Annotated in this window: 13 protein-coding genes; 7 read left to right on the top strand and 6 right to left on the bottom strand. The window is 73.4% G+C overall.

What is annotated here, in order from left to right; translation table 11 throughout:
* The first annotated feature begins 1 nt into the window (after position 1).
* On the top strand, positions 2-985 hold the full coding sequence (gene dapD / locus ACIRQF_RS25610; protein ID WP_404095310.1) for a 2,3,4,5-tetrahydropyridine-2,6-dicarboxylate N-succinyltransferase: 984 nt from the start codon (positions 2-4) through the stop codon (positions 983-985).
* A 108-nt stretch (positions 986-1,093) separates the two neighbouring features.
* Positions 1,094-1,831 (top strand): SDR family NAD(P)-dependent oxidoreductase, encoded by a 738-nt coding sequence (locus ACIRQF_RS25615; RefSeq protein ID WP_404095313.1) that lies wholly within the window; start codon positions 1,094-1,096, stop codon positions 1,829-1,831.
* A gap of 32 nt (positions 1,832-1,863) precedes the next feature.
* Here ACIRQF_RS25615 and ACIRQF_RS25620 read toward each other — a convergent pair whose 3' ends face one another.
* Positions 1,864-2,322 carry a GNAT family N-acetyltransferase gene (locus ACIRQF_RS25620; protein ID WP_376629741.1) on the bottom strand — a complete coding sequence of 153 codons (459 nt, stop codon included), beginning with the start codon at positions 2,320-2,322 and terminating at the stop codon, positions 1,864-1,866.
* 34 nt (positions 2,323-2,356) lie between these two features.
* On the bottom strand, positions 2,357-4,201 hold the full coding sequence (locus ACIRQF_RS25625; RefSeq protein WP_404095316.1) for an endonuclease/exonuclease/phosphatase family protein: 1,845 nt from the start codon (positions 4,199-4,201) through the stop codon (positions 2,357-2,359).
* 201 nt (positions 4,202-4,402) lie between these two features.
* On the opposite strand from ACIRQF_RS25625, the gene ACIRQF_RS25630 reads away from it, so the two are divergent.
* Positions 4,403-5,845 (top strand): hypothetical protein, encoded by a 1,443-nt coding sequence (locus ACIRQF_RS25630; RefSeq protein WP_376629745.1) that lies wholly within the window; start codon positions 4,403-4,405, stop codon positions 5,843-5,845.
* A 161-nt stretch (positions 5,846-6,006) separates the two neighbouring features.
* Here ACIRQF_RS25630 and ACIRQF_RS25635 read toward each other — a convergent pair whose 3' ends face one another.
* Positions 6,007-6,774, bottom strand: coding sequence for an SDR family NAD(P)-dependent oxidoreductase (locus ACIRQF_RS25635; RefSeq protein ID WP_404095320.1), 768 nt, complete (start codon positions 6,772-6,774; stop codon positions 6,007-6,009).
* A gap of 87 nt (positions 6,775-6,861) precedes the next feature.
* Between ACIRQF_RS25635 and ACIRQF_RS25640 the strand changes: the two genes are divergently transcribed.
* From ACIRQF_RS25640 to ACIRQF_RS25650, 3 genes are read left to right on the top strand one after another with little or no spacing between them, the layout of a single operon-like run.
* Positions 6,862-8,283, top strand: coding sequence for an alkaline phosphatase PhoX (locus ACIRQF_RS25640; protein ID WP_404095322.1), 1,422 nt, complete (start codon positions 6,862-6,864; stop codon positions 8,281-8,283).
* 42 nt (positions 8,284-8,325) lie between these two features.
* Positions 8,326-9,045 (top strand): GntR family transcriptional regulator, encoded by a 720-nt coding sequence (locus ACIRQF_RS25645; protein ID WP_376629751.1) that lies wholly within the window; start codon positions 8,326-8,328, stop codon positions 9,043-9,045.
* Between the two features lie 25 nt (positions 9,046-9,070).
* Positions 9,071-10,090: a 1-aminocyclopropane-1-carboxylate deaminase gene (locus ACIRQF_RS25650; protein WP_382480682.1), complete on the top strand. Its 1,020-nt coding sequence runs from the start codon at positions 9,071-9,073 to the stop codon at positions 10,088-10,090.
* A gap of 127 nt (positions 10,091-10,217) precedes the next feature.
* Here the strand turns inward: ACIRQF_RS25650 and ACIRQF_RS25655 are convergent, their stop codons facing one another.
* On the bottom strand, positions 10,218-11,417 hold the full coding sequence (locus tag ACIRQF_RS25655; protein WP_382480679.1) for a TerD family protein: 1,200 nt from the start codon (positions 11,415-11,417) through the stop codon (positions 10,218-10,220).
* A gap of 36 nt (positions 11,418-11,453) precedes the next feature.
* Positions 11,454-11,693 (bottom strand): hypothetical protein, encoded by a 240-nt coding sequence (locus tag ACIRQF_RS25660; protein ID WP_376629756.1) that lies wholly within the window; start codon positions 11,691-11,693, stop codon positions 11,454-11,456.
* Between the two features lie 54 nt (positions 11,694-11,747).
* On the opposite strand from ACIRQF_RS25660, the gene ACIRQF_RS25665 reads away from it, so the two are divergent.
* Positions 11,748-12,713: an AraC family transcriptional regulator gene (locus tag ACIRQF_RS25665; RefSeq protein WP_404095326.1), complete on the top strand. Its 966-nt coding sequence runs from the start codon at positions 11,748-11,750 to the stop codon at positions 12,711-12,713.
* 310 nt (positions 12,714-13,023) lie between these two features.
* Here the strand turns inward: ACIRQF_RS25665 and ACIRQF_RS25670 are convergent, their stop codons facing one another.
* Positions 13,024-13,836, bottom strand: a complete 813-nt coding sequence (locus ACIRQF_RS25670; RefSeq protein ID WP_404095328.1) for an NAD-dependent epimerase/dehydratase family protein — start codon at positions 13,834-13,836, stop codon at positions 13,024-13,026.
* Between the last annotated feature and the right edge of the window lie 29 nt (positions 13,837-13,865).

Genomic DNA, 13,865 nt, shown 5'->3' on the forward strand with positions numbered 1-13,865 from the left:
CATGACCACTGCTCCTCGCACCACCGGCGCCGTCGCCGCCGGCCTCGCCACCATCGCCGGCGACGGCACCGTTCTCGACACCTGGTTCCCCGCCCCCGAGCTGACCGACGCCCCCGGCCCCGCCGGCACCGAGCGCCTGAGCGTCGACGAGGCCGTCAACGCCCTGGGCGAGGGCGCCGCCAAGGCCCTCGGCGTCGACGCCCGCCGCGGTGTCGAGGTGGTCGCCGTCCGCACCGTCATCGGCTCGCTCGACGACAAGCCGCTCGACGCCCACGACGCCTACCTGCGGCTGCACCTGCTGAGCCACCGCCTGGTCAAGCCGCACGGCCAGAGCCTGGACGGCGTCTTCGGCCTGCTCGCCAACGTCGCCTGGACCTCGCTCGGCCCGGTCGCCGTCGACGACATCGAGAAGGTGCGCCTCAACGCCCGCGCCGAGGGCCTGCAGCTCTCGGTCACCTCGATCGACAAGTTCCCCCGCATGACCGACTACGTCGTGCCCGCCGGTGTCCGCATCGCCGACGCCGACCGGGTCCGCCTCGGCGCCCACCTCGCCGCCGGCACCACCGTCATGCACGAGGGCTTCGTCAACTTCAACGCCGGCACCCTCGGCACCTCGATGGTCGAGGGTCGCATCTCCGCCGGCGTCGTCGTCGGGGACGGCTCCGACATCGGCGGCGGCGCCTCCACCATGGGCACCCTGTCCGGCGGCGGCAACGTGATCATCTCGATCGGCGAGCGCTGCCTCGTCGGCGCCGAGGCCGGCGTCGGCATCGCGCTCGGTGACGAGTGCGTCGTCGAGGCCGGTCTCTACGTCACCGCCGGCACCCGGGTCACCATGCCCGACGGCGAGGTCGTCAAGGCCCGCGACCTCTCCGGGGCCTCGAACATCCTCTTCCGCCGCAACTCGGTCACCGGCGCCGTCGAGGCCCGCCCGAACAACGCGGTCTGGGGCGGTCTCAACGAGATCCTGCACAGCCACAACTGACCCGTGCGCCGCGAACGGCCCGCCGCCCCGGAACGGGACGGCGGGCCGTCCGGCGTCTCTGGCATGATCGCCCTGCGCGACAGGAGGTCGTCCAGAAGGAATCAGCACATGAGTGATCAGCGTGTCGCCCTCGTCACCGGCTCCTCCTCCGGCATCGGGGCCGCCGTCGCGCGCCGCCTCGCGGCCGCCGGCTACCGGGTCGCCGTCAACTCCGCCCGCTCCGTCGAGGCCGGGGAGAAGCTCGCCGCGGAACTCCCCGGCGCCCACTACCTGCAGGCCGACGTCTCCGACGAGACGCAGGCCGCCCGGCTCGTGGAGCGGACGGTCGCGCACTTCGGCCGTCTCGACCTGCTCGTCAACAGCGCCGGCACCACCCGTTTCATCCCGCACGACGACTTCGCGGGCGCCTCGCCCGACGTCTGGCGGCTCCTCTACGACGTCAACGTCATCGGCGTCTGGCAGACCGTCACCGCCGCGGTCCCGCACCTGCGCGAGACCCGCGGCGCCGTCGTGAACATCTCCTCGCAGGCCGGCGTCCGGCCCGGCGGCAGCTCCATCCCGTACGCGGTGACCAAGGCGGCCGTCAACCACATGACCAGGCTGCTCGCCAAGACCCTGGGGCCCGAGGTGCGGGTCAACGCGGTCGCGCCGGGGCTCGTCGACACCCCGTGGTTCGACGGGGTCGAGGGCGCCGAGGCCGCCAGGGAGCACGTGGCCTCGGTCGTGCCGCTGCGCCGGGTGGGCCGTCCTGAGGACATCGCCGAGGCCGTCCACGACCTGGCGAACGCCTCGTACATCACGGGCGAGGTGCTGCTCGTGGACGGCGGCGGACACCTGCTGGGCTGAGCCGGGGACCCGCGCCGGCGTCCTGGAGCGCCCTACAGGGCCAGCTTGAAGCCGTCGTGGCTGCGGGCGAAGCCCAGGGACGCGTAGAAGCGGTGGGCGTCGGTGCGGCTCTTGTTGCTGGTGAGCTGGACGAGCGCGCAGCCCCGGGCCCCGGCCCGTGCCACCGCGCGCTCCATCAGCTCCCGGCCGAGCCCGCCGCCGCGCCGGTCGGCCCTGATCCGGACCGCCTCGATCAGGGCCCGCTCCGCGCCGCCCTTGCCGAGCCCCGGGATGTACGTCGCCTGGAGGCAGCCCAGGACCTGGCCGTGGGCGTCCGCGTCGTCGTCGACGAGCACCAGCATCTCGTTGCGCGCGTCGGCCTCGATGTCCGCGAAGGCCCGCTCGTGGGCGGGGGTCACGGTCACCGAGGCCGGGTCGACCACGCGCTCCTCGTCGGCGAGGAGCGCGAGGACGGCGGGGAGTTCGCCACGGGTGGCGGGACGCAGGATCACGGCCGCAGTCTCGCACACCCGTGCGCCCCCTCGATCAGGGGCGGAAGCGCAGCACCTGCGGGTCGTGGTCGCTGTTCTGGTCCGCGAACTCCGCGTTGATGTGCACGCTGTCGTACGTGAAGTGGTGCACGCCGGGGCTGGTCAGGATCTGGTCGAGGACCTGGCTGTTGCCCTGGTAGACGTACGAGTAGCGCTCGCTGAGGGGCAGCGACTTGACGGCCGGGAACAGCGCGCCGCCGTCGGTCAGCGCCTTCGTGGTGCCGGAGAACTCGAAGTCGTTGATGTCGCCGAGGACGAGGACGTCGGCCTGCTTGTCGACGGCGATGACGTCCTTGACGAAGGCGTTGACGGCCTGCGCCTGGAGCAGTCGCTTGACCTCGGAGGAACGGGTCGGCGGCTGGTGGTGCGAGACGATCGACTCGTCGCCGCCCTTGGAGCCGAAGTGGTTGGCGACCACGAGGACCGTGCGGCCGCGGAAGACGAACTCGCCGGCGAGCGGCTTGCGGCTGTTCTCCCAGGCGGCGTTCGCCGGGTCGATGCGGCCGGGGGAGACCGTCAGGTGGGCGTCGCCCTTGGTGCCGGTCACCGCGGTGGCGGTGGTCGCGTCGCCGCCCGGGCGGTCGACGAAGGAGACCCGCTCGGGGTTGAAGAGGAAGACCTGACGGATGTTGCCGCCCGGCTCGCCGCCGTCCTTGTTGTTCTCCGGGTCGATCGACCTCCACTCGTACGCCGGGCCGCCGGCCGCCGCGATCGCCGCGGTGAACTTCTTCAGCGTCTCGCCGGACGTGACCGTGCCGTCGTTCTTGGCGCCGTTGTCGTCCTGGATCTCCTCCAGGGCGACGATGTCGGGCGAGGCCAGGTTCTCGACGACCGCCTTGGCGAGCGCGTCGAACTTCTCCTGCGGGTCGCTCGGGTCGAGGTTCTCCACGTTGTACGTGGCGACCGCGAGCTCGTTCTTGTGCTGCTTGTCGGTCACCTCGCGCTCCAGGCCGAGGTCCACGTGCTCGCCCAGGGTGTTCGCGACCAGGGTGTAGCCGCCGAACTGGTTGAAGTCCAGCGGGCCCTCGGTGCGGCCGACCAGCCAGTCGCCGACGTTCGCCTTGGGGAACGGGTGCTGGGCGATCGGGGCCAGCTGCTGGATCTGGAGGCGGCCGGTGTTCTGCGCGTCGTACGAGCCGTAGACCGTGCCGCCGCGGAAGTTGGGGTTCTCGAACGGCTTCACCGACACCCACAGCTCGGAGTACGGGTCGGTCGCGCCGACCACCCGGGAGGAGCCGATGCGGACGTTGGTGCCCTCCAGGGACTCGTAGTAGTCCAGGGCGTAGGTCTGCGGGGCCAGGGTGAGGCCGTTGATCGAGCCGCCGGCCGCCGGGTCGCCCTGGGGCGCGTAGGCGCGCGGGACCGAACCCGCCCAGATGGTGACGGGGGCGGGGACCGTGTTGCCCTTCGAGAGCACGGTGACGACCGGCTTGGAGAGCTGCGTCAGCGACTGGTTGCCGGAGTTCAGACCGCCCGGGACGTACTCGGTGACCGTGCCGTTGACGCTCACCGCGTCGCCGACGGCGACGGTCGGGACGGAGCTGGTGAAGACGAAGACGCCCTCACTGGTGGCCGGGTCGGCGTCGGCCTCCGGGTCCTGGATCCAGAAGCCGCGCGAGCCGTAGGTGCGCACGCCGGTGACGATGCCCGTCACACCGGTGACCTGCTTGCCCACCAGCGGCGAGACCCGGGTGCTGCCCTGGATGTCGTGGATCCGGACGGGGGCCGCGGCGGCGGTCGCCTCGTCGGCGGAGGCGGCACCGCCACCCAGCAGACCGGCGGCGAGAGCGGCGGTGACGACGGCGGCGACGGCGGCCGATCTCGGTATGGAGGAAGACATCAAGGAGCTCCGTGAGGGCTTGGACGAACGATCGAAGGATCTACGCGCGTCAATTTCGTTGCACGGCGGCGTACTTGTCAAGGGTCGACGGGTGTACGAAGGCTGACGCCTCCGTGAACCGCCGGACCGCTCCCCGAATGCGTCTACGCTGAAGGCCGCTCGAAGCACACCCGCAGCCCCCCGCCGAGGAGTAGACCCGAGATGGCACCGGACCGCCCGACCCTTCCCCCCGTTCGGCTGCGCGCGGACGCGGAACTGGCGCGGGACGCCCTGGCCGCCCCCCTCCTCACGCGCGCCGTGCGGCTCGCGCGCTGGGCCGGCCCCGAGACCCGGGTGGGCGCCGGAGGCGAACTCGTCGACGAGCAGCTGCCCGCCGCCGCCGAGGTCCTCGGCCTGACCGACGACGAGGACGGCGAGGTGTACGCGAGCGAGGCCTGGCGGCTCGCCGTCGACACCGGCCTCGTCGAGGTCGAGGACGGCGCGAGCGACGACGAGCCCGGCCCGGCCGCTCCCGGCGCGAACCTCGCACTGCTCACCGGCGGTTCGCCCCAGGACGTCCTCGGCATCTGGCTGGACGGCTTCGAGGCGGTCTTCGCCGACGCCGCCGCGCCCTACTTCGACGACCTCGACGCGATCGTCGGCCCGGACGGAGAGATCGACTTCGAGGCGCTCGGCTGGGACCCGGAGGCCGAGGCCGAGTTCCTGGAGGGCGTCCTCGGGAACCTCTACCTCCTGACCGTCAGCGAGGGCGGGGCGGGCGAGGGGCCCGTACCGCTGCCGGCGCTCGCCGCGTCGATGGTCGTCCCCGACGACATGCACGAGCCCACGGACGACGTCCTGGAGCAGGTCTCCGACGCGATGATGCGGCTCGACGAGCAGTTCCGGATCCTCGAGTCCATCGGCCTCGTCGCCTACCAGCCGGTCGACGAGGCCCTGATGGCCGAGGAGGGCGAGGAGCCCGCCCCACCGGTCGACGACGAGGACGTCAGCCGCTACGGCATGGTCCGGCTCACCCCGCTCGGCCTGTACGGCGTCCGCGCCCGGATGCTGGAGGCCGGTCTCGCCGCGCCCGCCGTCGGTGAACTCGCCGACAAGGGCGCGGACGTGCTCCTCGACGGCATCGCCCGCTACCCGCAGGACGCCGCCCGCGCCGAGACCACCGGCTGGCTCGCCGGCCGGGACGCCCTCGGCGCCGCCCGCGAGCTGCTCGCCGCCGCGCGCGGCAGCGACCCGGACGCGCCGCTGCGCCGGCTGCACGCGCAGCAGGCCCTGTCCCTCGTGGGCGCCGAGGCCGAACCGGCCGTCCGCGAGGTCCTGGACGACGCCGAGCTGGGCGGCCTCGCCCGCGTCTGGCTCGCCGAGCACGGCGCGGCCGACGTGCCCGCCCCGCCGGAGTCGATGATCTTCTGGCTGGCCGTCGACACGATCGCCGCCCACCTCGACGCCGACGGGGACCTGGAGGAGCTCCAGGACCTCATCGAGGGCCTGACGGGCCGCCACGGCGGCTTCTTCGAGGCGGCCTGGCGCGTCGAGCACCCCGCGACGGCGGACGTCCTGGAGGCGATGGGCCGCCTCCACCGCGACAAGCCCTCGGCGAAGGAGGCCCGCAAGGCGGCCTTCAAGGCGCGGTCGCGGCGCGGCTGAGCGACGCCACCGGCCGATCCCGGCACCGTAGGTACGGGCGGGGTCGGCCGAGTGCGGCAGTATGCGGGCCGGGCGCGGGCCCGGTCCTCGCGCGCGGGCCGATGAAGGGACTCGCGCGCGGGAGCGAACGGACAGCGCGGCGGGCGGCGCCCGCCGCCTTCTCATGTCCGCAGGTACGAGGCCCCGTTCATGTCCAGGACCGTGCCCGAGGACCATTCGGCCTCGGGGGAGGCCAGCCACAGGACCGCCGCCGCGATCTCCTCGGGACCGGCCACCCGGCCGAAGGGGCTCTGGGCGCGGATGGCCTCGCCCTCCTGGCCGGTCAGGCGCGGGGCGACGCGCTCGGTGGCGAAGAAGCCGGGAGCGACCGAGGCCACCCCGATGCCGTGCGGGGCGAGGGCGACGGCCAGGGACTGCCCGAGGGCGTGCACGGCCGCCTTCGTGGCGCCGTACGCGGGGTGGTCCGGCTCGCCCCGGAAGGCGCCCCGGGAGCCGATGTTGACGATCCGGCCGCCCGTGCCCGCCTCGATCATCCGGGCGGCGGCCCGGTGGCTCAGGTAGGCCGTGCCCAGCAGGTTCACGGAGACGTGGCGCTGCCACAGCGCCACCCACTCCTCGTAGGGCGTGGTCGCCGGCGGATGCGGCAGGTTGACGGCCGCGTTGTTGACCAGCACGTCGAGGCCGCCGAGGGCCTCGGCCGCCGTGTCGGCGACGTGCGCCGCGCCGGCGGGGTCCGAGAGGTCGCCCGAGACCAGGGCGTGGCCGGTTCCGTCGAGGGAGTCGAGGGTCTCGCGGGCCTCGTCGGCGCGCGAGCCGTAGTGGACGGCGACGCGGTCGCCGTGGGCCGCGAAGGCCCGGGCCACCGCGCGGCCCAGACCGCGCGACGCGCCGCTGACGAGGACGCGCCGTCCGTGGGTCGGCAGGTTCATGGGAGGTCGCCTTTCTGTTCAACCGCCGTTTATACGGGGGCGCGACCGTGTGCCGCGACACCGGGTGACGACAGGGAGAAAACCGTCATGTCCCTCAACCGCAGAGAGTTCACCAAGCAGTCCGCCGCCGCGGGCGCCGCGCTCGCCCTCACCGGCGCCGTCGGCACGCTCGCGACCGCGCCGCAGGCGCTGGCCGCCGAGGACCACGAGGACGGCCACGGCCACGGGCACGGCCACCGCCTCGGGTACGGCGAGCTGGTCCCCGACCCGGACGGCGTCCTCGCGCTGCCCGAGGGCTTCACGTACCGCGTGATCACCCACAGCGGCGTCACCCGCCTGGAGTCGGGTGAGTTCACCCCCTCCCACCACGACGGCACCGCCACCTTCGCCGGGCCGCGGGGCACCACGTACCTGGTGAACAACCACGAGCTCAAGGGCCCCCGCGCGAAGTGGCCGCACCCGGTGCCGCTCGCCGAGGGCCTGGTCTACGACCCGGCGGCCGCCGGCGGCTGCACGGTCGTCGAGGTGCACCGGGACGGCACCGTCGCCGAGTGGGTCGGCATCGCCGGCACCTCCACCAACTGCGCGGGCGGCCGCACCCCCTGGGGCACCTGGCTCACCTGCGAGGAGACCGAGGACCTGGCCGGCAAGAACGGCATGACCAAGGACCACGGCTACGTCTTCGAGGTCGACCCGCAGCACCCCCGGGCCAACCGCGACCCGAAGCCGGTCAAGGCCTTCGGCCGCTACGCCCACGAGGCCGTCGTCATCGACCCCCGGCGCGGCCACGCCTACCTCACCGAGGACGCCTCCGGCCCCAACGGCCTCTTCTTCCGCTGGGTCCCGCCGCAGGGCTTCGAGCACGGCCGCGGGCGGCTCGCGGGCCTCGCCGACAACGCCGGCCTGCTGCAGGCCCCCAAGTGCTTCGACTCGGCGGGCCGGTACGTCGACGACCTCTCCCGCGCCACCAGGATCGGCACCGTCTACGGCGTGGACTGGATCGACGTGCCCGACCGCGACGCCCGCAAGCTCCCCGTCCGCAAGCAGTTCGCCGAGGGCGAGGTCACCCGCGCCCGCAAGCTGGAGGGCATGTGGTGGGCCGACGGCGGCGCCTACATCGTCTCCTCGTACGCCCGTGAGGAGAGCCCGGGCACCCCGCACGACGGCCAGGTCTGGTTCTACGACCCGCGCCGCCGGACCCTCACGCTGCAGGTCCTGCTCGGTGTCAACGCCACGCCGGACGAGGACGGTGCCTTCGACGGCCCCGACAACATCACCGTCTCCCCCTACGGCGGGCTCGTCATCGCCGAGGACGGCGAGGGCGTGCAGCACCTCTTCGGCGCGACCGAGAGCGGCCGCACCTACCCGATCGCCCGCAACGACCTGAACGGCAGCGAGTTCACCGGCGTGGTCTTCTCGCCCGACGGCGACACCCTGTTCGCCAACATCCAGGACCCGGGGATCATGCTCGCCATCACCGGCCCCTGGCGCCGCCAGCCCCGCCGCTGAACCCTGGTGCGGTCCACGGACTGACATCTAACATGTCAGATCATGGACGCCTTGCGGCCCGTGGGCCGGACCCTGCTGCGTGACCGGGCGTACGAGACGCTGCGCGACGCCATCGTGCGCGGCGACCTCGCGCCCGGGTCCGTGGTCAGGGACAGCGAAGTGGCCGAACGGCTCGGGCTCTCGCGCGCACCCGTGCGGGAGGCGCTGGCCCGGCTCGGCGACGAAGGCCTCGTCGAGACCAAGCCGCAGAGCTACACCCGGGTCACCCGCCTCGTCAGCCGGGTCGTCCGGGACGCCGCCTCCGTGGTGCGGGTGATGCACGAACTCGCCGCGCGCACCGCCGTACCGCTGCTCGGCCCCGAGGGGATCCGGGCCATGCGCGAGGCCAACGAGCGCTTCGCCGCGGCGGTGCGCACCGCGGACGTGGACGCCGCCCTGCGCGCCGACGACGCGCTCCACGACGTCCTCGTCGGAGCGAGCGGCAACCACGCCCTCGCCGCCACCGTCGAGCGCTACACCCCGCTGATCCGCCGTGTTGAGCGGCATCTCTTCGGCGACGCCGGCACCTGTGTCTCCGCCGTGCTCCACACGCGCCTCATCGACGCGTGCGAGGCGGGCGACACGGAGGAGGCGGTGCGGGTGACGACGGAGATATGGCGCGCGCTCGAGGAGCTCGCGGACGAGGCGACCGAGCCCACGACCGAGGCCACCGGGCTCGGCGCCCGGGCGGGCGAGCTCGGCGTCGGGGCGTCCACGAACTGACCGACACCTCACCCCGGGAGCCCGCATGCCGACGATCGCCGACTTCGACCGCTACCCGCTGCTCTTCGGGCCCTCGCCCGTCCACCCGCTCCGGCGGCTCACCGACCGTCTCGGCGGCGCCGCCCTGTGGGCCAAGCGCGAGGACTGCAACTCCGGCATCGCGTACGGCGGGAACAAGACCCGCAAGCTGGAGTACCTGGTCGCCGACGCCCTCGCGCAGGGCTGCGACACCCTGGTGTCGATCGGCGGCGTGCAGTCCAACCACACCCGCCAGGTCGCGGCCGTCGCCGCCCACGCCGGTCTCGGGTGCGTGCTGGTGCAGGAGAGCTGGGTCGACTGGCCCGACTCCGTCTACGACAAGGTCGGCAACATCCTGGTCAGCCGACTGGCGGGCGCCGACGTGCGCCTGGTGAGGGCCGGCTTCGGGATCGGATTCAAGGAGAGCTGGGAGGCGGCCCTGCGTGAGGTCGAGGAGTCCGGCGGCAAGCCGTACGCGATCCCGGCGGGGGCCTCGGACCACCGGCTCGGCGGGCTCGGATTCGCCAACTGGGCGTACGAGGTGGCCGAGCAGGAGCGGGAGCTGGGGGTCTTCTTCGACACGGTCGTGGTGTGCTCGGTGACCGGCTCCACCCAGGCCGGGATGGTCGCGGGCTTCGCCGCTCTCGCCGAGGACGGCGGCCGGCCCCGACGCGTCATCGGCGTCGACGCCTCGGCGAAGCCCGGGGCGACCCGTGAGCAGATCACCCGGATCGCCCGGGACACCGCGGCCCTCATCGGCGTGGAGCGCCCGCTGACCGCCGCCGACGTCGAGCTGGACGCCCGTTACCACGCGGGCGTCTACGGGATCCCGGACGAGGCCACGCTGGCCGCGATGCGGCTCGCCGCCCGCACCGAGGGCATGGTCACCGACCCCGTCTACGAGGGGAAGTCGATGGCCGGACTGGTCGACCTGGTGGAACGGGGCGAGATCGGCCGGGACTCGACCGTGCTCTACGCCCACCTCGGCGGCCAGCCGGCCCTCAACGCGTACAGCGCGCTCTTCTAGGCCGTCTCCTTCGGATCAGGCCGGGGCGAGTCCCGCCGATCGGGCCGGACCGCGGACACCGCGAGCCCGGCACGATCGACAGGACACCCCGGGCCCCCGGAGGGGCTCACAGGGCCTGGACCCGGGCTCAGAGGGCCTGGGCGGCGGGCTTCACCATGCCCCGGACGGTCCGGGACTTCACGAACTCGCCCATCGCCGTCATCTCCCACTCGCCGGAGAACTGCTTGATCAGCTTGGCCATCATCACGCCGGTCTGCGGCTCGGCCGTCGTCAGGTCGAAGCGGACCAGCTCCTCGCCGCTTGCGGCGTCGATGAGCCGGCAGTACGCCTTGGCGACCTCGGTGAACTTCTGGCCGGAGAAGGAGTTGACGGTGAAGACCAGGCCGGTGGTGTCGGCGGGCAGCCGGCCCAGGTCGACCACGATGACCTCGTCGTCGCCCGCGCCCTCACCGGTCAGGTTGTCGCCGGAGTGCTTGACGGCGCCGTTCAGGATGGACAGCTTGCCGAAATAGCAGCTGTCGATGTGGTTGCGCTGGGGGCCGTAGGCGATGACGGAGGCGTCGAGGTCGATGTCCTTGCCGCGGTAGGCCGGCTCCCAGCCTAGGCCCATCTTGACCTGGGAGAGCAGCGGGCGGCCGCCCTTGACCAGGGAGACGGTCTGGTTCTTCTGCAGGCTGACCCGGCCCTTGTCCAGATTGATCTTCCCGCTGCCGGCGGGCGGCGCAGGGGGAGCGGCCGGAGGGGCGGGCGGGGCGGCCGGCGCGGCGGGGGCCGCCACCGGGGCCGGGGCGGGCGTGGGCGCGGTGGCCTGGGCGGGCGTGGGCTCCTCGTCCACGCTCACGCCGAAGTCGGTCGCGATCCCGGCGAGCCCGTTCGCGTACCCCTGGCCGACCGCGCGGGCCTTCCAGGCGCCGTTGCGGAGATAGATCTCCATGACCACGAGGGCCGTCTCGGTGCCGAGCTGCGGCGGGGTGAAGGTGGCGAGCACGCTGCCGTCGTCGGCGTTGCGCAGGGTCGCGGTGGGCTCGATGCCCTGGAAGGTCTGGCCCGCGGCGTCGGGGCTCGCGGTCACCACGATCTTCTCGATGCCGGCCGGGACGGCGGTGGTGTCCACCAGGATGGCGTCGGGCGCGGCCCCGCCGCCGGACCGGTAGGTGACACCGGGGCCCGCGGGCTGGTTGTAGAAGATGAAGTCGTCGTCGGAGCGCACCTTGCCGTTGGCGCCGAGCAGCAGGCCCGAGACGTCGAGCCGCACCGGGGCGGCGACGTCCACCGCCACGCGCGCGGCGGTGAGAGGGATGTTCGAGCCGGGGGTCATAGCGGTCATGCCCGGGGTAACGATCGGGGTGCCTTTGCCGTTCCCTTACCTTCGTCCGGTTCGGCCACTCCGGTTACGCGGGTGGTCGCGGGCGGTCCGCTCGTTGCCGAATTTGTACGAGCCGGTCCAGCGGGCCATGACCAGTTGGGGGTCCCCGGCGGCGACCTCCGCGAGGAACTTCTCCGCGCGGCCGCCGCGCAGGGTGGCGGCGGCGCGGCCGTGGTGGGTGATGACGACCGTGCCGTCCGGGCGCCGGTCATGGACGAATCCGCGAGGTGCTGGCATGCCGGGCATCCTGCCGTTCCCGGTCACGTCCGTCATATGAATATTCTTCGGATCGTGGGTGGGAGTTCTTTCCGGACGCGGGACGTGGACGAGGCGCGCGAGGAGATCGTCGCGCGCTATTACGCCAATGACATGGACGTGATCGAGAGGGGGGAACGCCCGTTCGCCGCGCGCTTCGACACCGTCGGCCTCGGGCCGCTGATGATCGGCGACCTGAGCTGCGGCGCGGACGTGCGGATGCGCTTCGGGGAGCTGGGCGCGTTCCACATCAACGCGCCGCTGAGCGGGACCATGGAGCTGCGCCAGGGCGGCGGCGGGGACCGGCTGCTGGCCACCTCGGAGCAGGCGGTGCTGCTCGACCCGGCCGGGGACACCCGCCTCGACCGGTGGAGCGGGGACTGTCGCGTGCTCTCGGTCAAGATCGACGCGGCGGCGCTCCGGCACCGCCTGGAGCAGCTGCTCGGCCGTGCGCCCGAGCGCGGGCTCACCCTCGGACCCCGGCTGGACGTCACCACGGGACCGGGCCTGAGCTGGGTGAGCTTCGCCCGGCAGGTGGCCGCCGGGGCGCTCGCGGGGGACGGCTTCGCCACCCATGAGCTGGTGGCGCGCCCGCTCCAGGAGGCGCTGCTGAACGGGCTGCTCCTGGCTGCCGAGCACCCCTGGCGGGACGAGCTGGCACACCCGGGCGGGCCGGTGCGGCCGGCGCCGGTCAAACGGGCGATGGACGCGGTGCGGGCCCGCCCCGAGCACCCGTTCACCAGCAGCGAGCTGGCGGGCCTCGCCCGGGTGAGCGTGCGCCGCCTGCAGGAGTCGTTCCGCGAGTCCGTGGGCATGTCCCCGATGGCGTACGTGCGCGAGGTGCGCCTGGAGCGGGTCCGGGAGGAGCTGCGGACGGGCGACCCGGACGGGCTGAGCGTCGGGGACGTGGCCTGGCGCTGGGGGTTCACCCACCCCGGGAGGTTCGCGGCGCAGTACCGGGCCCGCTTCGGCGAGTCGCCGTCGCGCACCCTGAGGGGGTGACCCTGGTGCGGTGCGCCGGACGCGTGAACTCCTGGTGGCTTCCGTTGGTTTGGACCCGTCGCGTTTTGTGGACAAGCGTCGCGTTCCGCGGCTCGCGACGATCTTGACCGAAACGTATGGTCGGATCGTCCGCGTGCGTCATGCGTCGCACGCGTCGACCCGGGCCCCGGCCGGCTCCCCCGCATTGTCCGGCCGGGCCCTGTGTCCTCCGGTGCCCGGTCGCGGCACGCCCGCGACCGGCATGCCCGCGACCGGCCCGCCCTGGACCGGCCCGCCTACGACCGGCACGCCCACGACCGGTGCCCCCTGATCAGCGCGGCCAGCGCGGCGGGTCCACGCAGAAGTGTCCGCCCAGGTGGACGTCGTCGGCGCTGCCCGGAGCCGGCAGCCCCTGCTCCGCGATGATCTGCTCCGCGTAGGCCTCGGAGTCGTCCTCCGGTTCGTAGCCGAGCGCCCGTGCCGTCGACAGGTCCCACCACTCACGGGTGTTGGCGGAGGAGCCGTGGACGACGGTGTGACCGACGTCGGGCGCACGGAGCGCCGCGTGCAGCAGCCGGGCGCAGTCGGCGGGGCTCAGCCACAGGGAGAGCATCCGCACCGACGTGGGCTCGGGGAAGCAGGAGCCGATCCGTACGGAGACGGTCTCGACGCCGTGCCTGTCCCAGTAGAACTGGGCCAGGTCCTCGCCGAAGGCCTTGGAGAGGCCGTAGAAGGTGTCCGGGCGGTGCGGGGTGTCGACGGGGATGGGGGGTTCGCCGGGCCGGGGCCTGGTGGTGAAGCCGATGGCGTGGTTGCTGGAGGCGAAGACGACCCGGGGCACGCCCTCCTCGCGCACGGCCTCGTAGAGGTGGTGCAGGCCGGTGATGTTGGCGGCCACGATCCGGTCGAACTCGGCCTCCAGGGAGATCCCGGCGAGGTGGATCACGGCGTCGACGCCCCGCACGGCCTCCCGCAGTGCGTCGCGGTCGGCGAGGTCGGCGAGGATCGCGTCGGGCGCGCCGGGGACGGGGACCACGTCGAGCGGGCGGAGCGCGTAGCCGTAGGCGGGGAGCAGCTCCCTCATGAGGGTGCCGACGCCGCCGGCGGCGCCGGTGAGCAGGACGGTTCGGGGTGCGGGGTTCAAGGAGGCATCTCCGTCCGTAGACCGTATTC

The organism is Streptomyces sp. NPDC101191 (assembly GCF_044767915.1).
Classification (GTDB): Bacteria; Actinomycetota; Actinomycetes; order Streptomycetales; family Streptomycetaceae; genus Streptomyces.